This window comes from Streptomyces sp. Q6 (genome assembly GCF_036967205.1).
GTDB lineage: Bacteria > Actinomycetota > Actinomycetes > Streptomycetales > Streptomycetaceae > Streptomyces > Streptomyces citrinus.
Genome location: NZ_CP146022.1, coordinates 4971850 through 4995473 on the forward strand (window position 1 = coordinate 4971850; position 23624 = coordinate 4995473).

General features: G+C 71.8%; 16 protein-coding genes, 3 pseudogenes and 1 riboswitch. Of the genes and pseudogenes, 18 read left to right on the forward strand and 1 reads right to left on the reverse strand.

The annotated features are described in order from the left end of the window. Window positions 1-26: 26 nt before the first annotated feature. The 4 genes from mfd to V2W30_RS23365 all read left to right on the forward strand — a co-directional run bounded on the left by mfd (window position 27) and on the right by V2W30_RS23365 (window position 6238). Window positions 27-3581 carry a transcription-repair coupling factor gene (gene mfd / locus V2W30_RS23350; RefSeq protein WP_338699423.1) on the forward strand — a complete coding sequence of 1185 codons (3555 nt, stop codon included), beginning with the start codon at window positions 27-29 and terminating at the stop codon, window positions 3579-3581. Between the two features lie 190 nt (window positions 3582-3771). After that, window positions 3772-4641, forward strand: coding sequence for an SCO6745 family protein (locus tag V2W30_RS23355; RefSeq protein WP_338699424.1), 870 nt, complete (start codon window positions 3772-3774; stop codon window positions 4639-4641). A 39-nt stretch (window positions 4642-4680) separates the two neighbouring features. Further along, a complete protein-coding gene (locus tag V2W30_RS23360; protein ID WP_425244586.1) occupies window positions 4681-5457 on the forward strand; it encodes an HNH endonuclease family protein in 777 nt (258 codons plus the stop codon). Window positions 5458-5461: 4 nt separating this feature from the next. Then, a complete protein-coding gene (locus V2W30_RS23365) occupies window positions 5462-6238 on the forward strand; it encodes an N-acetyltransferase (protein ID WP_338699428.1) in 777 nt (258 codons plus the stop codon). A gap of 31 nt (window positions 6239-6269) precedes the next feature. Here the strand turns inward: V2W30_RS23365 and V2W30_RS23370 are convergent, their stop codons facing one another. Next, entirely contained in the window at window positions 6270-7118 is an 849-nt protein-coding gene (locus V2W30_RS23370; RefSeq protein WP_338699430.1) for a DUF4190 domain-containing protein, read from the reverse strand. A gap of 173 nt (window positions 7119-7291) precedes the next feature. Here V2W30_RS23370 and V2W30_RS23375 point away from each other — a divergent pair. The 14 genes and pseudogenes from V2W30_RS23375 (at window position 7292) to V2W30_RS23440 (ending at window position 23305) form a co-directional block, all read left to right on the forward strand. Continuing rightward, window positions 7292-9389: pseudogene (locus V2W30_RS23375) on the forward strand (N-6 DNA methylase). A gap of 121 nt (window positions 9390-9510) precedes the next feature. Continuing rightward, complete coding sequence (locus tag V2W30_RS23380) at window positions 9511-10161, forward strand: hypothetical protein (RefSeq protein WP_338699431.1); 651 nt, start codon at window positions 9511-9513, stop codon at window positions 10159-10161. A gap of 13 nt (window positions 10162-10174) precedes the next feature. Next, a pseudogene (locus V2W30_RS23385) lies at window positions 10175-11718 on the forward strand (protein kinase domain-containing protein). Window positions 11719-11914: 196 nt separating this feature from the next. Continuing rightward, a complete protein-coding gene (locus tag V2W30_RS23390; protein ID WP_338699433.1) occupies window positions 11915-12649 on the forward strand; it encodes a hypothetical protein in 735 nt (244 codons plus the stop codon). Window positions 12650-12719: 70 nt separating this feature from the next. Further along, a complete protein-coding gene (locus V2W30_RS23395) occupies window positions 12720-13556 on the forward strand; it encodes a glycoside hydrolase domain-containing protein (RefSeq protein WP_338699435.1) in 837 nt (278 codons plus the stop codon). Between the two features lie 131 nt (window positions 13557-13687). Beyond that, a complete protein-coding gene (locus V2W30_RS23400) occupies window positions 13688-14356 on the forward strand; it encodes a SurA N-terminal domain-containing protein (protein ID WP_338699437.1) in 669 nt (222 codons plus the stop codon). 73 nt (window positions 14357-14429) lie between these two features. After that, a pseudogene (locus tag V2W30_RS23405) lies at window positions 14430-15403 on the forward strand (nucleoside triphosphate pyrophosphohydrolase). A gap of 659 nt (window positions 15404-16062) precedes the next feature. Then, window positions 16063-17298 carry a cytochrome P450 gene (locus V2W30_RS23410; protein ID WP_338703733.1) on the forward strand — a complete coding sequence of 412 codons (1236 nt, stop codon included), beginning with the start codon at window positions 16063-16065 and terminating at the stop codon, window positions 17296-17298. Window positions 17299-17462: 164 nt separating this feature from the next. Further along, the gene (locus V2W30_RS23415) at window positions 17463-18491 is read left to right on the forward strand and encodes a transglycosylase family protein (protein ID WP_338699439.1); all 1029 of its coding nucleotides are present in this window, start codon (window positions 17463-17465) and stop codon (window positions 18489-18491) included. A 181-nt stretch (window positions 18492-18672) separates the two neighbouring features. Beyond that, window positions 18673-18834, forward strand: a riboswitch (cyclic di-AMP (ydaO/yuaA leader). 4 nt (window positions 18835-18838) lie between these two features. Next, window positions 18839-19522, forward strand: coding sequence for a transglycosylase family protein (locus V2W30_RS23420; protein ID WP_338699441.1), 684 nt, complete (start codon window positions 18839-18841; stop codon window positions 19520-19522). A 332-nt stretch (window positions 19523-19854) separates the two neighbouring features. Continuing rightward, window positions 19855-21141, forward strand: a complete 1287-nt coding sequence (gene eno, locus V2W30_RS23425; protein WP_338699443.1) for a phosphopyruvate hydratase — start codon at window positions 19855-19857, stop codon at window positions 21139-21141. A gap of 103 nt (window positions 21142-21244) precedes the next feature. Next, window positions 21245-21742 (forward strand): septum formation initiator family protein, encoded by a 498-nt coding sequence (locus V2W30_RS23430; protein WP_338699444.1) that lies wholly within the window; start codon window positions 21245-21247, stop codon window positions 21740-21742. Between the two features lie 82 nt (window positions 21743-21824). Further along, window positions 21825-22361: a DUF501 domain-containing protein gene (locus V2W30_RS23435; protein WP_338699446.1), complete on the forward strand. Its 537-nt coding sequence runs from the start codon at window positions 21825-21827 to the stop codon at window positions 22359-22361. Further along, on the forward strand, window positions 22358-23305 hold the full coding sequence (locus V2W30_RS23440; protein ID WP_338699448.1) for a Ppx/GppA phosphatase family protein: 948 nt from the start codon (window positions 22358-22360) through the stop codon (window positions 23303-23305). The genes V2W30_RS23435 and V2W30_RS23440 overlap by 4 nt, the downstream gene beginning before the upstream one ends. The last annotated feature ends 319 nt before the right edge of the window (window positions 23306-23624 follow it).

Consider the following 23624-nt stretch of genomic DNA (forward strand, 5'->3'; position numbering starts at 1 on the left):
CCACTGACCCGGGACGGATCTTCTCCATGAGTCTGCACGGACTGCTCGACGCCGTCGTCAAGGACGCCGCCCTCGCGGAAGCGATCAAGGCGGCCGGTGACGGCAACCGCATGCACATCGACCTCGTGGGCCCGCCCGCGTCGCGGCCCTTCGTTCTGGCCGCGCTCGCGCGCGAGGCGAAACGTCCCGTCCTGGCCGTCACCGCCACCGGCCGCGAGGCCGAGGACCTGGCGGCCGCGCTGCGCTCGCTGCTCCCGGAGGACGGGGTCGCCGAGTACCCGTCGTGGGAGACGCTGCCGCACGAGCGGCTCTCCCCCCGGTCGGACACGGTCGGCCGTCGCCTCGCCGTGCTGCGCCGGCTGACCCACCCGAGCACCGACGACCCGGAGACCGGTCCCGTGTCGGTGGTCGTCGCGCCGATCCGCTCCGTGCTCCAGCCGCAGGTCAAGGGGCTCGGCGAGCTGGAGCCCGTCGCCCTGCGCAGCGGGCAGAGCGCGGACCTGAACGAGATCGTCGAGGCGCTGGCCGCCGCGGCGTACGCCCGCGTCGAGCTGGTCGAGAAGCGCGGCGAGTTCGCGGTCCGCGGCGGCATCCTCGACGTCTTCCCGCCGACCGAGGAACACCCGCTGCGCGTCGAGTTCTGGGGCGACGACGTCGAGGAGATCCGCTACTTCAAGGTCGCCGACCAGCGGTCGCTGGAGATCGCCGAGCACGGGCTGTGGGCGCCGCCCTGCCGGGAACTCCTGCTCACCGACGACGTGCGCGCCCGCGCGGCCGAACTCGCCGAGCGGCACCCCGAGTTGGGCGAACTGCTCGGGAAGATCGCCGAGGGTATCGCGGTCGAGGGCATGGAGTCCCTCGCGCCCGTCCTCGTCGACGAGATGGAGCTCCTGATCGACGTCCTGCCGGCCGGGTCGATGGCCGTGGTCTGCGACCCGGAGCGGGTGCGGACCCGGGCCGCCGACCTGGTCGCCACGTCCCAGGAGTTCCTCCAGGCGTCCTGGGCGGCGTCCGCGACCGGCGGCGAAGCCCCCATCGACGTGGGCGCCGCCTCGCTGTGGGCCGTCGCCGACGTACGGGAGCGGGCGCGTGAGCTCGGCATGATGTGGTGGTCGGTGTCGCCGTTCGCCGCCGATGTCACGTGGACGTCAGCCGCCGACGCGGCGGGCGGCGCGGACACCCTCCAGCTCGGCATGCACGCCCCCGAGACCTACCGCGGCGACACCGCGAAGGCGCTGGCGGACACCAAGGGCTGGCTCCAGGACGGCTGGCGCACCGTCTTCGTCACCGAGGGGCACGGGCCCGCGGCCCGCACCGTCGAGGTGCTCGGCGGCGAGGGCATCGCCGCCCGCCTCGACAAGGACCTCACCGCACTCGCCCCGTCCGTCGTGCAGGTGGCCTGCGGCAGCCTCGAAGTCGGTTTCCTGCACCCGGAGTTGAAGGTCGCGGTCCTCACCGAGACCGACCTGACCGGGCAGCGGTCGGCCGGCAAGGACGGCCAGCGGATGCCCGCCAGGCGCCGCAAGACCATCGACCCGCTCACGCTGGAGTCCGGCGACTACATCGTGCACGAGCAGCACGGTGTCGGCCGCTACATCGAGATGGTGCAGCGCACCGTCCAGGGCGCGACCCGCGAGTACCTCGTCGTCGAGTACGCCCCCGCCAAGCGCGGCCAGCCCGGCGACCGCCTCTACATCCCCACGGACCAGCTGGAGCAGATCACCAAGTACGTGGGCGGCGAGGCGCCCACCCTGCACCGGCTCGGCGGCGCCGACTGGACGAAGACCAAGGCGCGCGCCAAGAAGGCCGTCAAGGAGATCGCCGCCGACCTCATCAGGCTGTACAGCGCGCGCATGGCGGCGCCGGGCCACGCCTTCGGCCCGGACACGCCCTGGCAGCGCGAGCTGGAGGACGCGTTCCCGTACGCGGAGACGCCCGACCAGCTCACCACGATCGCCGAGGTCAAGGAGGACATGGAGAAGACGGTCCCGATGGACCGCCTGATCTGCGGTGACGTCGGCTACGGCAAGACGGAGATCGCGGTCCGCGCGGCCTTCAAGGCGGTCCAGGACGGCAAGCAGGTGGCGGTCCTCGTCCCGACGACCCTGCTGGTGCAGCAGCACTTCGGCACGTTCAGCGAGCGCTACTCCCAGTTCCCGGTGGCCGTGCGGGCGCTGAGCCGTTTCCAGACGGAGACCGAGTCGAAGGCCACCCTGGAGGGCCTCAAGGACGGCTCGGTCGACATCGTCATCGGCACCCACCGGCTCTTCTCGTCCGAGACCCGGTTCAAGGACCTGGGCCTGGTCATCGTCGACGAGGAGCAGCGGTTCGGCGTCGAGCACAAGGAACAGCTCAAGAAGCTGCGCGCCAACGTCGACGTCCTGACGATGTCGGCGACCCCCATCCCCCGTACGCTCGAAATGGCCGTGACCGGCATCCGCGAGATGTCGACGATCACGACACCGCCCGAGGAGCGGCACCCGGTCCTCACCTTCGTCGGTCCGTACGAGGAGAAGCAGATCGGCGCGGCCATCCGCCGCGAACTCCTGCGCGAGGGCCAGGTCTTCTACATCCACAACCGGGTCGAGTCGATCGACCGGGCGGCGGCGCGGCTGCGCGAGATCGTGCCCGAGGCGCGGATCGCGACGGCCCACGGCCAGATGTCCGAACAGGCCCTGGAGCAGGTCGTCGTGGACTTCTGGGAGAAGAAGTTCGACGTCCTCGTCGCGACGACGATCGTCGAGTCCGGCATCGACATCTCGAACGCCAACACGCTGATCGTGGAGCGCGGCGACAACTTCGGCCTCAGCCAGCTCCACCAGCTGCGCGGCCGGGTCGGGCGCGGCCGCGACCGCGGCTACGCCTACTTCCTCTACCCGCCGGAGAAGCCGCTCACGGAGACGGCCCACGAGCGCCTCGCCACCATCGCGCAGCACACGGAGATGGGCGCGGGCATGTACGTCGCGATGAAGGACCTGGAGATCCGCGGCGCGGGCAACCTGCTCGGCGGCGAACAGTCCGGCCACATCGCGGGCGTCGGCTTCGACCTGTACGTACGGATGGTCGGCGAGGCCGTGGCCGACTACCGGGCGCAGATGGACGGCGGTGTCGAGGAGGAGCCGCCGCTGGAGGTCAAGATCGAGCTCCCCGTCGACGCGCACGTCCCGCACGACTACGCCCCCGGTGAGCGGCTGCGTCTCCAGGCCTACCGCGCCATCGCCTCCGCGAACACGGAGGAGGACGTCAAGCACGTCCGCGAGGAACTCACCGACCGCTACGGCAAGTTGCCCGAGCCGGTCGAGAACCTGCTCCTGGTGGCGGGCCTGCGCATGCTCTCCCGCGCCTGCGGCGTCGGCGAGATCGTGCTCCAGGGCGCCAACATCCGCTTCGCGCCCGTGGAGTTGAGGGAGTCGCAGGAGCTGCGGCTGAAGCGGCTCTACCCGGGGACCGTCATCAAGCCGGCCACGCACCAGATCCTGGTGCCGCGCCCGAAGACGGCGAAGGTGGGCGGCAAGCCGTTGGTCGGGCGGGAACTGCTGGCGTGGGTCGGCGAGTTCCTGGCGACGATCCTGGGGTCGTAAGAGGTCGTAGGAGGTCGTAGGAGGGCGGTAGGAGTTCGTGGAGGGCCGGTAGGGGCCGTAGGTGGGGCGTAGTGGCTCGCGGCGGCTCCCAGGGGAGCGGGTGATCCGCCTCCGCTGTGGCGTTCATGGTGTCCGAGAGGGGATCGTCTGTCCTTTCGGACACCAAGTCGCTTGAGGTGTGGGGGAGTTCATGACGCACATACCGGATGCCAAGGTCCGTCAGCTGTGGCACCTGCTGGAACCGCTGCACGCCGTGCTCTACTACGCGCCCGAGGCCTTCGAGGAGGCGGCCGCGCTGGGGTACGACGTCGAGGAGCGGTGGCCGAGCTACTTCGCCTGGCGCGCCGCCCCGCTCGGCGCCGCCGGTCCACGGCGCGTCGCCTCCGCCTTCTACAGCTTCAGCCCCGCCAAGGTCGCCGAGCACGTACCGGCCGCCTGGGCGGTGGCGGCGCCGCGGGAGGTGCTGGCCGCCCGGCTGCGCGCCGTCGACCGCGCCTACCGGACGCTCTTCGGTGACGCGGTGGACGGCCCGGACGTGGCGCGGGCCGCCGACCTCGCCCGGCGCGCCGCCGAGGCGGCCCACCTCGAAGGCCGCCCGCTGGCCGCCGCCAACGCCGAGCTGCCCTGGCCCGACGCCCCGCACCTGGTGCTCTGGCAGGCGGCCACCGTGCTGCGCGAGCACCGCGGCGACGGACACGTGGCCGCGCTGCTCACGGCGGGGCTCGGCCCGGCCGAGTCGCTCGTGTCGTTCGCGGCGATCGGCGCGGCGCCCGTGGAGACGTTCGCGAGCCGCGGCTGGACGCGGGCCGAGTGGGACGCGGCCCACCAACTCCTGGCCGGCGAGGGGCTGGTGGACGAGGACGGCATCGCCACGGACGCGGGCCGAGCGCTGCGCGCCGAGGTCGAGGCCCGAACGGACCGGCTCGCGGCCGGGCCCTGGCGCGCCCTCGGCACCGACGCGGTCGGCGAATTCTCGGATCTGATCGGCGAGTTGTGGGTAGCCGTTCTCGGGTCGGGCCTGCTGCCCTCGGTCACGACGCTGGGCATCGGCAAGGGGTGATCATGCCTCGGGTACGGTGAGGGCCGCGGGTAAAACCGCATGAAACGCGAACGAAGGCCAACAAAAAGGGGAGGCGGCGTCGTGCTGCGAGGTGCTGGGCGGATCGCGGGCGCGGTGCTGGTGGCGGCCGTCGCCGTCACCGGCTGCGAGGTGACGACCGGGACCGGGACCGGTGGCGGTGACGCGGGTCCCGAGCCGCAGGGCGAGGCGGGCAGCGCGCTCGCCGCCGTCGGCACGCTGACCGTGAAGGGCCGCGCGCCCAAGACCGGTTACTCCCGGGAGCGGTTCGGCAGCGCGTGGGCCGACACCGACTCCAACAGCTGCGACACCCGTGACGACATCCTCAAGCGGGACCTGGAGGGCGTGCGCTACTCGGGCGGCGGCGACTGCAAGGTCGTCTCCGGCACCCTCGCCCCGGACCCGTACAGCGGCAAGGACGTCTCCTTCACGCGCGGCCGCAGCCAGGTCGACATCGACCATCTCGTCGCCCTCTCCGACGCCTGGCAGAAGGGCGCCTTCCAGTGGGAGCCCGGCAAGCGCATCGCGCTCGCCAACGACCCGCTGAACCTGCTCGCCGTCGGGGCGACCCCCAACCGCAGCAAGGGGGACGGCGACACCGCGACCTGGCTGCCGCCGAACAAGAAGTACCGCTGCGCGTACGTCGCCGGACAGGTCGCCGTGAAGAAGAAGTACGGGCTGTGGGTGACCGCCGCCGAGCGCGACGCCATGAAGAAGGTGCTCGGCGGCTGCCCGGACCAGAAGCTGCCGACCGGCGGAAATTCGACTGCGGCGCCGCCGCGCTTCCATGCACGATGAGCGCATGAACGCTGCCGTGGGCTCCGCCGCCGGACCCGATCTGACCATCACGACGCTCGCCGAGCGGCCCGCGCTCGGCGTCGCGATGTGGACGATGCCGGACACCTGGCCGGAGTTCATCGGTCACGACCTGGTCGGCGCCGCGTTCCTGCGCCGCGTCTGGCAGGAGCTGCCCGCGTACGTGGTGGTGGCGACGGACGCGGCGGGGGCCGTGGTCGCCAAGGGGTTCAGCGTGCCGTTCGCGCTGCGCGCCGAGGGCCGCGGCGACCTGCCCGACCAGGGCTGGGACCAGGTGCTCCAGTGGGCCTTCGCCGACCTCGCGGCGGGCCGCGAACCCGACACCGTCAGCGCCGTCGAGATCAGTGTCCTGCCCGGACTCCAGGGCCGCGGCCTGTCCGGGCGGATGCTCGCCGCGATGCGGGACAACGCCCGCGCGAAGGGGTTCCGTGAGGTGGTCGCCCCGGTGCGGCCCAGCTCCAAGCACCTGGAGCCGAAGACGCCGATCGACGAGTACGCCCACCGCGTACGGGAGTCGGACGGGCTGCCGCACGATCCGTGGCTGCGGGTCCACGTCCGCGCGGGCGGTGTCGTCGCGAAGGTGGCGCACGCCTCGATGACCGTGTCCGGCTCCCTCGACCAGTGGCGGGCCTGGACCGGGCTGCCCTTCGACACGGAAGGACCGGTCGAGGTGCCGGCCGCCCTGGTGCCCGTGCACTGCGCGCCCGAGAGCGGGTACGCCGTGTACGTCGAGCCCAACGTGTGGGTGCGGCACGCGCTGTGAGCGCGTGCCGCACCGGCCCTCGGGTGACCGACTAGAGCTTCAGGTCCCACTGCGTGGCGTCGTACTCGAAGCTGGGCTCCACCTCGACCGTGAGGTTCTTCGCGTCGGCCGGGGCGTCGAAGCCGTAGACGACCGTGGCCTTCTTGCCGGGCATGATCGTGCCCTCGAAGCCGGTGCCGACCGCTTCGTCGAAGATCTGCTCGGCGTCCACACCGTCGGCGCCGGCGCGGGCGCTCGTCTGCAGCAGGCTCGCGTCGAACTTCTCCTTGCTGTCGTTCGTGACGGTGACCGTGACCTTGTAGGCGTGGTTGCCCTTGCTGTGGCCCGCCGCGTACTCGCTCGGGCTGAAGGTGACCGCGTTCGAGACCGCGACGGTCAGGTCGTCGTCGTAGATCACGGAGTCGCCCGCGTCGAGCGCCTTGCCGGCGGCCGGCTTCTCGTCCTTGCCCTTGTCGGCGCCCTTGCCGCTGCTGTCGGACTTGTCCGTGCCCTTGGCGTCCGTGTCCTTGGCCTTCGTGTCCGACACCGACTTGTTGATCTCGTCGACGGCGTCGTCGACCGCCTTGAACGTGGTGTACGCGCCGAACACCGCCAGGCCGAGCGAGGCCAGGGCCAGGATCACGCCGGTCAGCGCCACCCCCTTGTTCGTGGCCTCGCCGCGCTTGGCGCGGGCCCGGCCCGTCAGGCCGAGGATCAGCGCGATCACGCCGAGGATGCCGGCCAGCCAGAACATCAGCGGGATCAGCCCGGACAGGGCGCCGATGATGCCGAGGATCAGCGCCGCCGTCCCCAGTCCGTTCCGCGCCACCTGCGTCGGCTGCTGCTGCGGCTGGAACGGCGGGTACTGGGGGTGCTGCTGGGGCTGGTGGGTCTGCGACATGGGACTTCCTCCGTGATGAGAGACGCCAACCTCCCCCCGGCTTTCCGTGTGTCCGGCGGTTGGCTGGGTCAAGAACACCATTGTTTGTGAACCGAGTCAACCCGGTTCACAGAGTTCGAAGTGTGCACGCCTGTGAATACGGTTCTTACGTGGGAGTCGATAAGGTCGGGCGCATGGACAACGCGACAGAGGTGACGGCCGCCGGAATCGCCCGGCTGGCCGGGGTGGGCCGGGCCGCCGTCAGCAACTGGCGGCGGCGGCACGCCGACTTCCCCAAGCCCGTCGGGGGCACCGAGACCAGCCCGTCCTTCGCCCTCGCCGAGGTCGAGGACTGGCTGCGCGTCCAGGGCAAACTCGCCGAGGTCCCGCTGCGCGAGCGCGTGTGGCAGCAGCTCGCCGGCCACCCCGCGGGCCCGGTCACCGCGCTGCTGCACGCGGGCTCCGCGCTGCTGCTCGTCCACGACCGGCCCACCGAATGGCTCGCCCTGAGCACCGCGGACGACGACGCCTTCCTCGCCGAGCGACTGCCCGCCGCTCTCGAAGGCATCCTCACCGCGCGCTTCGGCCACGCCACCGAGCGCGCCCTGGCCACCCCGAAGGCCGCCGCGCTGCTGCCGTCCGTGCCGCTGCTGCGCGGCGCGGGCGAGCTCGCCGCCGAGCTGGGCGCGCGCCGCACCTTCGCCTTCCTGCTCGGCCGCCACCTCGACGCGAACCCGCGCCAGTACACGCTGACCCCGTCCGGCCCCGCCGCCCTGATGGCCGCCCTCGCGGGGCCCGCCGACAGCGCCCTCGACCCCGCCTGCGGCACCGGCACCCTGCTGCACGCCGTGCGCGGCCTCGACCCGCGCCCCGGCCAGCGCCTCTACGGCCAGGACGTGGCCCCGGAGCTGGCCGCCCTGACCGCCCTGCGCCTCGCGCTCGACGGACCCGCCGAGGAGGGCGCCGCCCCCGCGATCCGCACCGCCGCAGCCGACACCCTGCGCGGCGACGCCCTCGGGGACGTACAGGCCGACGTGGTCGTCGCCCACCCCCCGTTCAACGAACGCGGCTGGGGACACGACGAGTTGGCGTACGACCCGCGCTGGGAGTACGGCTTCCCGGCCCGCACCGAGTCCGAACTGGCCTGGGTACAGCACGCGTTGGCCCGCCTCAAGGACGGCGGGAGCGCCGTGCTCCTGATGCCGCCCACCGTCGCGTCCCGCCGCTCGGGCCGCCGCATCCGCGCCGACCTGCTGCGCCGCGGCGCCCTGCGCGCGGTGATCGCGCTGCCCGCCGGAGCCGTACCGCCGAACAACATCCCGCTGCACCTGTGGGTCCTGCGCCGGCCCGCCGCGCACCTGCCCGCCGCGGGCGCCGCCGCCCCGAGCTGCTGCTCGTCGACACCACGGCCGTCGACACAGGCGAGGCCCGCGACCTGCGGGACAAGCAGGCGTGGGCCGCCGTCCAGGACGCGGTGCTCGACGCCTGGCGCGCCTTCGACCGCGCGGGCACGCTCGCCGAGCGCCCCGGCCTCGCCCGCTCCGTGCCCGTCATCGAACTGCTCGACGACGAGGTCGACCTCGCGCCCGCGCGGCGCCTGCCGCCACCGGCCGCGGGCGGCGGCGCCGAGGAGTTGACCGCCGTACGCCTCGAACTCGCCGACACCCTGAGCCTCGCGACGAAGCTCGCCCCAAGGCCGCGACCCCGGTCGCCGCCCCCGTGCGCTGGCCGCAGACCACGATCGGTGAACTCGCGCGCGCGGGCGCCCTGTCGCTGCACACGGCCCCCACCACCATGAGCGGCACGAGCGGCCACGCGCGCGTGCCGCTGCTCACCGACCACGACGTGCTCGCCGGCACTGGACCCTCCGGCAGCCACTCCGGCGACGACGACCCGTTCCTCGTCGCGGCCGGGGACGTCGTCGTGCCCGTCGTCGGCGGCGGCGCCGTCGCCCGCGTCGTCGACGAGAGCGCCGCGGGGGCCGCGCTCGGCCGCGGTCTCGCCCTGCTGCGGCCCGACCCGGCCGCGCTCGACCCGTGGTTCCTCGCCGGGTTCCTGCGCGGCACGGCCAACAACCGGCAGGCCAGCAGCTACGCCTCGACCGCGACCCGGCTCGACGTGCGCCGCCTCCAGCTGCCGCGCCTGCCGCTCGCCGAACAGGCCCGCTACGGCGAGCGGTTCAAGTCCCTCGCCGCCTTCGAGGACGCGCTGCGCCTCGCGGGACGCCTCGGCGAACAGCTCGTGCAGGGACTGCACGACGGCCTCACGGACGGTGTCGTCGAACCGGAGTGACAGCCCCCGGGTGACCAGGTCGGCAACGGTTCGGTACAACCCGGGGCCGGTTGTCCGAGTCGGCCTATACGCTCGATGGAGCACGCACTTCGCACGCAGGCACCCACCAGCAGGAGCAGTCATGCACGGCCACGGCTATGCGCCCCCGCCCCAGCGGCTCCCCTCGCCCGGAGCGCAGGTCGGATGGCGTGTGCTGTTCGTGGCGATCGCCGTGCTGACCATCGGTTTCCTCGCGTTCGTGCCGACGCTGAGGCTCGCCCTGACCAGCCACCGCAAGGTCGACTGGCGGGTCTTCGCCGCCGTGGCCGCGGCCCAGTTCGTGTCCTGGATATGCATCTTCACCGACCCCGGCGCCGAGGAGTTCACGACCTGGCGGGGGAACGCGGGGATGGTGCTGATGCTGAGCACCCTCGCCGTCTCGGTCACGTACTACCTCATCGTCGACATCCGGCTCGGCGGCCGTGCCCGCCCGCTCGCCGCCCCGTACGACCCGTACGGGGTCACCCGGCCGCAGCAGGTCTACGGCTACCCGCAGCCGCGCCCCCAGCAGCCGTACGCCCCACCGCAGCCCCAGCCCCAGCAGTACACGCGGCCCACGCCGCCCCAGCCGCACACCCTGCCGACGCAGACGGGGGGTCAGGCGCCCACGCCCACCCCGGCGCCGCAGCCCCAGCCGCAGAACCAGGCACAGCCGCCGCAGCGCATCGACCAGGTCCGCGCCGAGCTGGACGAGCTGAGCGACTACCTGCGCAAGCAGGAAGGCGAACGGTGACCCACCGGTGAGCATGCCCCTCAGCACCACCGCCGGACGCGTCGTCGCCGGCCGCTACGAACTCTCCACGCTCATCGGCCAGGGCGGCATGGGCCAGGTCTGGACGGCGTACGACCAGCGCCTGGACCGCCGCGTCGCCGTGAAGCTGGTCCGCCCCGACCGTGTCGCGGGCGCCGAGGCCGACGAGCTGCGCCGCCGCTTCCTGCGCGAGTGCCGCGTCACCGCCCAGGTCGACCACCCGGGCCTGGTCACCGTGCACGACGCGGGCACCGAGGACGACGGCGCCTCCTCGTTCCTGTTCCTCGTGATGCAGTACGTCGACGGCTCCGACCTCGCCGACCACCTCGCCGAGCACGACCCCTACCCGTGGCCGTGGGCCGTCTCGATCGCCGCCCAGCTGTGCGCCGTGCTCTCCGCCGTGCACGCGGTGCCGATCGTCCACCGCGACCTCAAGCCGCGCAACGTGATGGTGAAGAAAGACGGCACGGTCACCGTCCTCGACCTCGGCGTCGCCTCCGTCCTCGACACCGACACCACGCGCCTGACGCACACCGGATCGCCCATCGGCACGCCCGCCTACATGGCGCCCGAGCAGGCCATGGGCGGCGCCGTGGGCCCGTACACGGACCTGTACGCGCTCGGTGTCCTGCTGCACGAACTCCTCAGCGGCGACGTCCCGTTCGCGGGCACCACCGCCCTCGGCATCCTCCACCGCCACCTGTACGAGCCCCCGCTCCCGGTCCGCCGGCTCCGCCCCGAAGTGCCCGAGGCCCTGGAGAACCTGGTGCTGCGGCTGCTCGCCAAGGACCCGCAGCACCGCCCCGCCTCCGCGCAGCAGACGTACGAGGAACTCCTCCCGCTGCTGCCCGCGCGCGGCGTGCCCACCGGCCACCCGCTCGACCCCACCCGCCCGTTCCTGCGCCCGCACGCCCCTGGCCGGACCGCGCCGTGACGCCCGCGCCGCAGCCCGCCGGCTCCGACGTGCAGGGCGAGCGGCCCGACGTGGCCCGCGCCGTCGACGAGGTCAAGCGCCTGCTCGGCGAGGGCCGCATCACTCAGGCCGTCGACATCCTCGGCTCGATCCTGCCCGCCGCGGCCGCCCAGCACGGCGAGCACTCACCCGTCGTCCGCACCCTGCGCAAGCAGTACGCCGCCACGCTCATGGACGACGGCCAGTACCGCCGCGCCCTGCCCGAGCTGCGCCGCCTCGCCGACGAGCGCGCCGCGGAGGCCGGGCACGCCGACCCGCAGTCGCTCCAGTTCCGCTACGAGGTCGCCCAGTGCCTGGAGGCCCTCGGTGAACCGGCCGCGGCGCTCGCCGAGTACCGCTCGCTGCTGCCGTACTACGAGAACCAGTACGCGACGACGGACCTGCGTCTCGCCCTCGAAGTGCGCCGCCGCATCGGTCAGTTGCTGCTCGCCGTGGGGGACCGGGGCGCCGCCCACGAGACGTTGATCCGCCTGCTGCACGACGCGGAGCGGCTGCACGGCCCCGGCCATCCGTTCACGGCGGAGATCCGGCGCACGTTGCAGTGGCTGGGGCAGGTGCGGGGCTGACCGTCCGGCCGGGCGACAGGCAAAGATCCGGGAAACCGCGCGCCAAGTTCTGGCCGGATGGACGTTCGAGCCGCTGCTCGCCAGGCAAGATCAGCTCGCTCGCTGTGCGCTTCCCCAGGCGTTCCTGTGCCTTGCCTTTCCCCCACCAGGGCCGAGCCGGCATCTCCATAGGTCTACCGAGAAACGTCTCCTCCCCATGCGCATCACCGCTCCCACCCGTGCCGCGGCCCTGCTCGCCGTGGCCGTCCTCCCGTTCGCCCTGACGGCCTGTTCGTCCGGAGACTCCGACGGGTCCGCCGGCTCCCAGGGGGCCGCCTCCTCCCCGTCCGCCGCCCCGACGTCCCACAACCCCGACGAGGGCCTCGCCACCGGCGCGGACCTGAAGAAGGCCCTCGCCCCCGCGTCGTTCTTCGGCGCCGGATACAAGGTCGACCCGGACGGCGTCCGCGACACCGGCACCTCGTTCCAGAAGCAGAGCGCCGACCCGGCCGCTCCGGCCAAGCCGGACTGCACCAAGTTCGGCGGCACCAGCTGGATCGCCCTCACCGGCGACGAAGGCGTCTCCTTCGCCCAGAACGACTACGTGAACGACGACTCCTCCGCGGACATCGCCCAGGAGATCGACGTGTTCCGCGGCACGACGGCGACGACCGTCATGCGGCACCTCCGGAAGGTGGTCGCCGCGTGCCCCACCTACAAGGACGCGGACACCAAGAGCGTCGTGAAGGTGGCCGGCACCGCGGCCTCCGGACTCGGCGACGAGGCGTACGCCATCACGCTGACCGACCCGACCTGGACGAACGGCACGACCCTGATCGCCGTCCGCAAGGGCACCGCCGTCGTGAGCATCATGTCGACCGACGGCCACGACAACGGCGCGGCGACCGCGAAGAAGCTCGCCGCGAAGGTCACGGCCGCCGTCACCGGCTGACCCACGCACCGCAGCCCGTAGCCCAGTTCGTAGCCCCACTCGCAGCACCATCCGCATCGGAGGAAGACCCATGCCCGCAACCGGCAGTCACCGGCTCTCCCGAAGAGGCCGCCGCATCGCCATCGGCGCCGCCTGCGCGGCCCTGCTCGCGGGTGGGGTCACGGTCCAGCAGTCCCTCGCCACGACGACCTCATGGCCCGCCGCGAAGACGTACACCGGTCGCGCCTTCGACACCTGCGCCGCACCCTCCGCCTCCGCCATGAAGGCATGGCACACGGGCTTCTACGGCGCGGCGGCCGTCTACGTGGGCGGCAAGAACCGCGGCTGCGCCCAGGCCAACCTCACCGCCTCCTGGGTGAAGACCGTCAACTCCCAGGGCTGGAAGCTCATTCCGCTCTACGTAGGCGCGCAGCCGCCGTGCGCGAGCGGCTCCAACCCGGAGAAGATGACGGCCACGACCGCCGCGTCCCTCGGCGCCACCGACGGCGCCGACGCCGTGGCCAAGGCGTCCGCGCTCGGCATGAAGGCGGGCAGCGCGCTCTATCTCGACATGGAGGCGTACGACAGCACGAACGCCTCCTGCAACACCGCGGTCCTCACCTACGTACGCGCCTGGCAGAAGGCCGTCCACGCGAAGTACTACCGCACCGGCATGTACGGCTTCTCCAGCTCCAGCGCCAAGGCCGTCGCCACGACGACCGACCGCAGCAACCTGCCGGGCAACCTCTGGTACGCCAAGTGGGACAAGGTGAACACGACCACCACCGACTGGCCCTTCGCCGCCACCCTGTGGACCGGGCACCATCGCGGCCACCAGTACATGGTCAACAGCAAGGAGTCGCGCGGCGGTTACACGATCACCGTGGACCGCGACGCGTGGGACGCGCCGGTCGCCGTCATCGGCTGAGTGCGGGTCAGTACCTCAACTCGCGGCGAATCGTTGTCGAATAGGTGGCCGAGTACGCGGCCACCTCCTACCATCGATCATCGCCGGACTTTGTGCACTGACGCACAAACTGCTCGCAGGGAGGCCCCACCTTGCACCGCCGCAACAGCCGCCGCATCGCTCTCGTGCTCACATCCGCTGCCGCCGCCGTCCCCCTCCTCACCGCCTGCGGAAGCGACGCCCACCCCGGTGCCGCCGCGGTCGTCGGCGGGCAGCGCATCACGGTCTCCCAGCTGGAGAGCCGGGTGAACGAGGTCCGGGACGCCCAGCAGGCCGCGACGGCCGACAGCGCGCAGTACGAGCAGGCCATCGCCAAGACCGGTGGCCTCACCCGCAACACGCTGCACACGATGGTCCTCGACCGCGTCCTGCACCGGGCCGCCACCGACAGCGGCGTCACGGTCACCCGCAAGGAGATGCAGCAGATGCGGGCCGGTCTCGAACAACAGGCGGGCGGCGCGAAGCAGTTGGAGGTCGCCTGGCTCCAGCAGTACAACGTCGCGCCCAAGCGGCTCACCGAGTCCCTGCGCACCGAGATCGAGGCGCAGAAGCTGGCGACGACCCTCGGCGCCGACATGCAGACCGAGGCGGGCAAGGCCGCGTTCTGGAAGGCGCTCTCCCAGGCGTCCAAGGAACTCGACGTCGACCTGAACCCCCGTTACGGCTCCTGGGACGTGACCAAGAGCAGCCGCGTCGACGCGAAGACGCCCTGGGTGAAACAGGTCACCGCCCTGGCGTCCGAGGCCCAGCAGACCGCCTAGCGGCCGCCTGGCCGTACGCGCTGTCAGTGCCCTGGGTTACGTTCGAGACGTGAACGACAAGGTGAACGCCCCCGTGGACGCCGCCGACGACCCCGCCGGCCGCATCGTCCTGCTCACCACCAGCCACCGGGTCGCCCCGGGGCTGCTGTCCTGGCAGGCGTGGCAGGCGCTGCGCGGCGCCGACGAGGTGCTGTGCGCCGACCCCGCGCACCCGCAGCTGCCGTACCTGAAGGAAGCGGGCGTCGAGGTCGTCGTCGCCGCGCCCACGGCCCGCGACCTCGTGGACCGCTGCGTCGGCGGCGGCCGCACGGTCGTCGTCCTCACCACGGCCGAGGGCGACCGCCGCCTCACCGACGGCCTGGCGACGCTGGCCGGCTCCGGCCGCGAGCAGATGCCCGCGCTCGAACTGCTCCCCGGCTCGTACGATCTGCCGGGCGCCCGCCTCCTGGACCTCGTCCAGGTCATGGACCGCATCCGCCGCGAGTGCCCGTGGTCGCGGCTGCGCACCCACGAGGACCTCGCCAAGTACGCCATCGAGGAGGCGTACGAGCTGGTGGAGGCGATCGAGACGGACGACAGGGAAGAGCTGCGCGAGGAGCTCGGCGACGTCCTGCTCCAGGTCGTCTTCCACGCCCGCATCGCCGAGGAGGCGGGCGGCGAGGACGAGCCGTTCTCCATCGACGACGTCGCGGGCGGCATCGTCGACAAGCTCATCCATCGCCACCCGCACGTCTTCGGGGACGAGAGCGCCGCCACCCCGGAGGAGGTCCGGGAGATCTGGCTCCGCAAGAAGGGCGAGGCCAAGCGGCGGGCGTCCGTCACCGACGGTGTCCCGCTCGGCCAGCCCGGCCTCGCCCTCGCGGCGAAGCTCGGCTCCCGCGTGCGCACCGCGGCGCTGGACGTCGAGGTGCCGCGCGGTGAGGGCGTCGGCTACGAACTCCTGGCGCTGGCCCTCCGGGCGGAGGCGGAGGGGTCGACCCCGAGGCGGCGCTGCGGGCTGCCGCCCGCGCCTACCGGGATGCCGTGCGCTCGGCGGAAGGGCTTTAGGCTCCGCGTCACCCGCCCGCGCCACCCGCCCGCGCCACCCGCCCGCGCCACCCGTCCGCGGGGCCGGGGAGCGCTGCCGGGCGCGGCTCTCGTCGTGGCCGGTCGCGCGGTTCCCCGCGCCCCTGGGCGAGCGAAGCCCGCTTCGGTGCCGCGAGCGGCGCCCACCGAGGGCCTGTCCGGCGGGTCAGGTGGCATCAGGGCGACCTGCGCTGTGCTGTGCTGATGTGCGGGTCAGGCCCCGCGTCCGCGACAGGATCCGCGGAGGGCCTGTCCGGCGGGTCAGGTGGCATCAGGGCGACCTGCGCTGTGCTGTGCTGATGTGCGGGTCAGGCCCCGCGTCCGCGACAGGATCCGCGGAGGGCCTGTCCGGCGGGTCAGGTGGCACCAGGGCGACCTGCGCTGTGCTGTGCTGACGTGCGGGTCAGGCCCCGCGTCCGCGACAGGATCCGCCGAGGGCCTGTCCGGCGGGTCAGGTGGCATCAGGGCGACCCGCGCTGTGCTGTGCTGACGTGCGGGCCAGGCCCCGCGTCCGCGACAGGATCCGCCGGACAGGCCCGAACCGCGGCCCGTGGACGGGTGGCCGCGTCCCGCTCGTCGGCGGATACCGTCGGGGCGTGACCGAAAGCCCCGCCCCCGCCCCGGCGCCCGAGCCGCCCGCCATGCCCGAACTGTTCACCTGGGAGTTCGCCAGCGACCCGTACCCCGCGTACGCCTGGCTGCGCGAGCACGCCCCGGTGCACCGCACCACCCTGCCGAGCGGTGTCGAGGCCTGGCTGGTCACGCGGTACGCGGACGCCCGGCAGGCCCTCGCCGACCAGCGGCTGAGCAAGAACCCGGACCACCACGACGAGCCCTCCCACGCCAAGGGCAAGACCGGCATCCCGGGCGAGCGCAAGGCCGAGCTGATGACGCATCTGCTCAACATCGACCCGCCGGACCACACCCGGCTGCGCCGCCTTGTCGCGAAGGCGTTCACCCCGCGCCGCGTGGCCGCGTTCGCGCCCCGGGTGCAGGAGCTGACGGACCGCCTCATCGACCAGTTCGCGGCGAAGGGCGAGGCGGACCTGATCCACGACTTCGCCTTCCCGCTCCCCATCTACGCCATCTGCGACCTGCTGGGCGTCCCGGGCGAGGACCAGGACGACTTCCGGGACTGGGCGGGGATGATGATCCGTCACGGCGGCGGCCCGCGGGGCGGTGTCGCCCGCTCGGTGAAGAAGATCCGCGCCTATCTGGTGGACCTGATCCACCGCAAGCGCGGCGCCCTTGACGACGGCGCGGACGACCTCATCTCCGACCTGATCCGCGCCTCCGACCACGGCGAGCACCTCACCGAGAACGAGGTGGCGGCCATGTGCTTCGTGCTGCTCTTCGCCGGGTTCGAGACCACCGTCAACCTCATCGGGAACGGCACGTACTCCCTGCTCACCCACCCCGAGCAGCGCGAGATCTGGCACCGGGCGCTCGCCGAGGGCGACGCGGAGCTGCTCGCCACCGGCATCGAGGAACTGCTGCGCTTCGACGGACCCGTGGAGCTGGCCACCTGGCGGTTCGCCACCGAGCCGCTGCGCATCGGCGGCCAGGAGATCGCCGCCGGCGATCCGGTACTCGTCGTGCTCGCCGCGGCCGACCGCGACCCGGAGCGCTTCGCCGAGCCCGACACCCTCGACCTCTCCCGGCGCGACAACCAGCACCTCGGCTACGGGCACGGCATCCACTACTGCCTCGGCGCTCCGCTCGCGCGCCTGGAGGGAAAGGCCGCGCTGGCCACGCTGTTCACGGCCCTGCCGGACCTACGGCTTGCGGCGAATCCGGACGATTTGCGGTGGCGTGGGGGCCTCATCATGCGCGGACTGCGCACGCTCCCGGTGGAGTTCACACCCCGCCAGAACTGACGCACTGTCAAATCTGTGACTTTCACGTGATCTGCGCTGCATCGACTTGTGACAAGCGTTCGAGTGCCGCTACGTTCACCAGTCATCGCGACACATGCACAACCGTCACCTCCGCATCACCCGTCGCGTGCAGCAGCAGCATCAGTCTCGCGAAAGGCACACGCATGCTCTCCGGGAACGGTCGTCACCGTCGCCCCCGTCAGGCCCCTGCTCTGATCGTCGCCGCCGGGGTCACCGGCAGCGCCATCGCGATCCCGCTGCTCGCCGCGACGAGCGCGAGCGCCTCCACCACCGCCACCTGGAACAAGCTCGCCGAGTGCGAGTCCGGCGGCCAGTGGAGCCTGGACGCGGGCAACGGCTACTACGGCGGACTCCAGTTCTCGCAGGAGATGTGGGAGCAGTACGGCGGCCTCGAGTACGCCGCGCGCGCCGACCTGGCCAGCCGGTCGCAGCAGATAGCCGTCGCCGAGAAGGTCCTCGGCGACAAGGGCCCGAGCGCCTGGCCGAGCTGCTCGATCACGGCGGGCCTCACCAAGAGCGACGACTCGGCCGATGTCGACCCGGGCGCGAGTGCCTCCCCGCAGGCGTCCGAATCGGCCGGGTCGTCGGACGACGCCACGGATGACGCCTCGTCCGCCTCCTCGGGAGAGAAGAATCACGACGCGTCGGACGAAGCGGGCGCGACGGACGAGGCCGAAACGTCCGGTTCCTCCGGTTCTTCCGACACCCCGTCAGCCGACACCTCGGGGGATACCTCCGGTAACAAGCTCGACGCCGACGAAGCCGGTGCCGACAGCGGCGACGGCAACAACACCAAAGACGACAACTCGGACAAGTCTGGCCAGAGTGAGTCCACTTCCTCGGCCGACCCGGCCGACCCGGAGTCCTCCGCGTCGGCCACCGCCTCCGACGACGCGTCCACCGCCGGCCGTCACCGCGGCGACCGCGCCGCCGACGACGGCACCGACTCCCGTACGGGAGAGGGGCGTCACGCCTCCCGAGGCGACGAGCGCGGCGAGGGGGCCTACACGGTCCGCTCCGGCGACAACCTCTGGGACATCGCCGACGCTCAGGACGTGGACGGCGGGTGGGCCGCGCTCTACGACCTGAACAAGAAGGAGGTCGGCTCGGACCCGGACCTCATCATTCCTGGTCAGAGTCTGGATCTTGGGCTCGAATCGGTCGAAAAGTAGCGGGAGTTCGGGGCCCATTGATGGCCGTTTGTCCGCTTTAGCGCAAGTGAGAGATGGGTCTCAAAGGGCCTGATCGTCTTTGAAATAGGGCGGATCGACTGCTTACGGTCGTGACCGCTCGCCACAGCGGGCCCCGATGGACGTCACGCCGAATCCTGCCAACGTCCGTACGGGAACAGTCGACGCGTCAGCGCCGTAGGCAGGAGCGGGGGACCCAGGTAAGCGCCGTGCGAGGTCGACGACTTCGAACGGCTAGGGGTTAAGCCGCGCACAAGGATGCGCGGCCGGGCACTCACTGGCCCGAACCCGACAGCTCACCTCGTAGGCGTCGGTGAGGGGATCTCTCCATGCTGCTTTCCAGCAAGGGCAAGCACCGCCGCCCGTCCAAGGCCGTCCGTGTCGCCACGCTCGCCGGTGTCGCCGGTGCCGCCGTCGCCGTTCCGCTGATGGGCGCCACGTCCGCCTCCGCCGCGACCACCTCCGAGTGGGACCAGGTCGCCCAGTGCGAGTCCGGTGGCAACTGGGCGATCAACACCGGCAACGGCTACTACGGTGGCCTCCAGTTCTCTTCCTCCACGTGGGCCGCGTACGGCGGCACCGCCTACGCGTCCACCGCCAACCAGGCTTCCAAGGCGCAGCAGATAGCCGTCGCCGAGAAGGTCCTCGCCTCGCAGGGCAAGGGCGCCTGGCCGAGCTGTGGCGTGAACCTGTCCGGCGCGTCCGCGAACACCTCCGCTCCCGCCGCCGAGGCCCCGCAGCAGAGCACCCAGCCGCAGCAGGCCCAGCCGAAGCAGCAGGAGCGTTCGGACTCGTCCACGACGACCCGCTCCGAGAAGCGCGAGACCGTCACCACGCCCACCGGCAAGACGGTCGAGAAGGGCGACGGCGAGTACAAGGTCAAGTCCGGCGACACCCTCGGCAAGATCGCCGAGGCGCACGGCACGACCTGGCAGAAGGTGTTCAAGCTGAACAAGGACATCGTCAAGGACGCGGACCTGATCTACCCGGGTCAGCAGCTCCACCTGAAGTAGGCCGCACCGGGTGCGCACCTCCAGCACCCGTAGAGGCCGGCACCTCTCCGGGCCGGTGTCTCTATATATGGGTGCGCACCGGTAGAGGGGCACTCGGCATCGGCGGACGCCGAGATCCCCGCCCCCGTCCCCACGGGCCGCTCGCATCGGTGACCCCCGTCCCGCATTCCGGGACGGGGGTCACTGTTTTTGTTCCGTTCAGGAACATTTCGCTCACGGCGTTGTCCAAGAGTCGGTCGGTCGGCTGGCCGATGCTCCGGAGCCGGTTAGGCTCAAGGAGTCGAGGCCGTGCATCGCGGCCCCGCATAGCCTGCGTCACATCCCAGAAGGAGATGCTCGTGCCGTCCATCGACGTCGTCGTAGCCCGGGAAATCCTGGACTCCCGAGGCAACCCCACGGTCGAGGTCGAGGTCGGCCTCGACGACGGCAGCACGGGTCGTGCTGCTGTTCCGTCCGGTGCCTCCACCGGTGCCTTCGAGGCCATCGAACTCCGTGACGGTGACCCCAACCGTTACCAGGGCAAGGGTGTCGAGAAGGCCGTCCTCGCCGTCATCGAGCAGATCGGCCCGGAGCTCGTCGGCTACGACGCCACCGAGCAGCGCCTGATCGACCAGGCGATGTTCGACCTGGACGCCACGGACAACAAGGGCTCGCTGGGCGCCAACGCCATCCTCGGCGTCTCCCTCGCCGTCGCGCACGCCGCGTCCGAGGCCTCGGACCTGCCGCTGTTCCGCTACCTCGGTGGCCCGAACGCGCACCTGCTGCCCGTCCCGATGATGAACATCCTGAACGGTGGGTCGCACGCCGACTCCAACGTCGACATCCAGGAGTTCATGATCGCCCCGATCGGCGCGGAGTCCTTCTCCGAGGCCCTGCGCTGGGGCACCGAGGTCTACCACACCCTCAAGAAGGTGCTGAAGACCAAGGGCCTGTCCACCGGCCTCGGCGACGAGGGCGGCTTCGCCCCGAACCTGGAGTCGAACCGCGCCGCGCTCGACCTCATCCTCGAAGCGATCAAGGAGGCCGGCTACATCCCCGGCCAGCAGATCGCGCTCGCGCTGGACGTCGCCGCCTCCGAGTTCTACAAGGACGGCAAGTACCAGTTCGAGGGCAAGGAGCGCTCCGCCGCCGAGATGACGGAGTACTACGAGGAGCTCGTCTCCGCGTACCCGCTCGTCTCCATCGAGGACCCGCTGTACGAGGACGACTGGGCCGGCTGGCACGTCATCACCGAGAAGCTGGGCGACAAGGTCCAGCTCGTCGGCGACGACCTGTTCGTCACCAACCCGGAGCGCCTGGCCCGCGGCATCGAGGAGAACTCGGCCAACGCCCTGCTCGTCAAGGTCAACCAGATCGGTTCGCTGACCGAGACCCTGGACGCCGTCGAGCTGGCCCAGCGCAACGGCTTCAAGTGCATGATGTCGCACCGCTCCGGCGAGACCGAGGACGTGACGATCGCGGACCTCGCCGTCGCCACGAACTGCGGCCAGATCAAGACCGGCGCCCCGGCCCGCTCCGAGCGCGTCGCCAAGTACAACCAGCTCCTGCGCATCGAGGAGATCCTGGACGACGCGGCGGTCTACGCCGGTCGCTCGGCCTTCCCGCGCTTCAAGGGCTGACCGGCCCCGAAGCCCGGCTGAAGCAGTAGTTACGTACGTCCCCGCACTCGGTCCCGTACCGTGTGCGGGGACGTACGTACGTGAGGCAGGGGAGGCGGAGAGGATGCCGGGCAAGGTCCGTGACAGGGACTCCAGAGACCGCTTCTCCACGGCCACCCGCCTCCGCCTGCTCGGCGAGCAGACCGCCGAGCGCGTCTACCGCTCGCAGAACAAGCGCCAGGCCCGCCGCTCCCGCCTCACCGGCCGCGCGGCGCTCCTCGCCCTCGTCCTGTGCACACTGGTCGTCGCCCTCGCCTATCCCATAAGGCAGTACGTCTCCCAGCGCGGCGAGATCGAGGACCTCCAGCGGCAGCAGCAGGAGGCCAAGGAGCGCGTCGACCGGCTCCGCGACGAGAAGGCCCGCTGGCAGGACGACTCCTACGCCGAGCAGCGGATCCGGGAGCGCCTGCACATGGTGATGCCGGGCGAGACCGGGTACGTGGTACCCGATCCGCGCGCCACCCAGTCGAGCCGCGTCGAGCAGGGCGCCGCCGACCGGCCCTGGTACTCGAACGTCTGGGACGGCGTCGACAAGGCCGACCAGGCGGACCAGGCAGACTGAACCCCTCTTACTGATCCACGTGGACGACTGATCCACGTACACGACTGATCCACGTACACGACGAAAGACGCCGAAGACAGTCATGCAGACGCCTCCTCCCCAGACCGAGCCGACCGCGCCCACGGACGCCGACATCCACGCGTTCAAGGAGCAGCTGGGCCGCCCGCCGCGCGGTCTGCGGGCCATCGCGCACCGCTGCCCCTGCGGCAACCCGGACGTGGTCGAGACGGCCCCGCGCCTGGAGGACGGCACGCCGTTCCCGACGACGTACTACCTGACGTGCCCGCGCGCTGCCTCCGCCATCGGCACGCTGGAGGCCAACGGCGTCATGAAGGAGATGACCGAGCGTCTCCAGAGCGACCCGGAGCTGGCCAAGCAGTACCGCGCCGCGCACGAGGACTACCTCGCGCGCCGTGACGCCATCGAGGTCCTGGAGGGCTTCCCGAGCGCGGGCGGCATGCCGGACCGTGTGAAGTGCCTGCACGTCCTGGTCGGCCACTCCCTGGCGGCCGGTCCGGGCGTGAACCCGCTCGGCGACGAGGCCATCGCCATGCTCCCCGAGTGGTGGAAGAAGGGGCCGTGCGTGACGCCGTGCGACGGCGCGGAGGTGGCCGAATGACGCGCGTCGCCGCCATCGACTGCGGAACCAACAGCATCCGGCTGCTCGTCGCCGACGCGAACCCGGAGACCGGCGAACTCGTCGACCTGGACCGCCGGATGACGATCGTCCGGCTCGGCCAGGGCGTCGACAGGACGGGCCGGCTGGCCCCCGAGGCCCTGGAGCGCACCTTCGCGGCCTGCCGCGAGTACGCCGAGGCCATCAAGGAGCACGGCGCGGAGCGCGTCCGCTTCGTGGCGACCTCCGCCTCCCGCGACGCCGAGAACCGCGATGACTTCGTGCGGGGCGTCCTCGACATCCTGGGCGTCGAGCCCGAGGTCATCACGGGCGACCAGGAGGCGGCCTTCTCCTTCACGGGCGCCACGAAGGAGCTCACCGGGCGACGGGAGGGCCTCGACAAGCCCTACCTGGTCGTCGACATCGGCGGCGGCTCGACGGAGTTCGTGGTCGGCGACGACGCGGTCCGCGCCGCCCGCTCCGTCGACATCGGCTGCGTCCGCATGACGGAGCGCCACCTCGTCGGCGACGACGGCACGCTGACCGACCCGCCGTCCCCGGCGCAGATCGAGGCGGTCCGCGAGGACATCGCCGCCGCCCTGGACCTCGTCGCGCGTACCGTCCCGCTGGAGGAGGCCCGCACCCTGGTGGGCCTCGCCGGTTCGGTGACGACGGTGGCGGCGCTCGCGCTCGGCCTGGGCGCCTACGACTCGACGGCCATCCACCACTCCCGGATCTCCTACGAGCGGGTCGCCGAGCTCACCGACTGGCTGCTGACGTCCACGCACGACCAGCGCGCCCTGAAGCCGGTCATCCACCCCGGCCGCGTCGACGTCATCGCCTCCGGCGCGCTCGTGCTGCGTCTGATCATGGAGCGGACCGGCGCGCGGGAGGTCGTGGTCAGTGAGCACGACATCCTGGACGGGATCGCCTGGTCGATCGCCTGATCACCAGGGCCCGAAACCGTCTCGCATGAGCGTGTCGCACCCCGCCTGAGCACGTGAAACGGCCCCCGCGACACGCTCCGGCGACACCCCGTCGGGAAAGTTCGTGAAGTTCTTCACAAGGAATTCGGTCCTCTTGGGCGTCAATTGCGGCCCGAGAGCCCGTTCGGGGTCGGCCGAGGACCTTGCCGGGAGAGGTTCACGGGGTTCCCGCAGTGTTACGCGCACGTGAAAACCGGGAGTGGTCCAGTGCGTCCGAATGCCCACTGTGGCTGCTCAAGAGGGGTGAGGAACGACTGGCGGTACACCGTGGTTCCCTGTG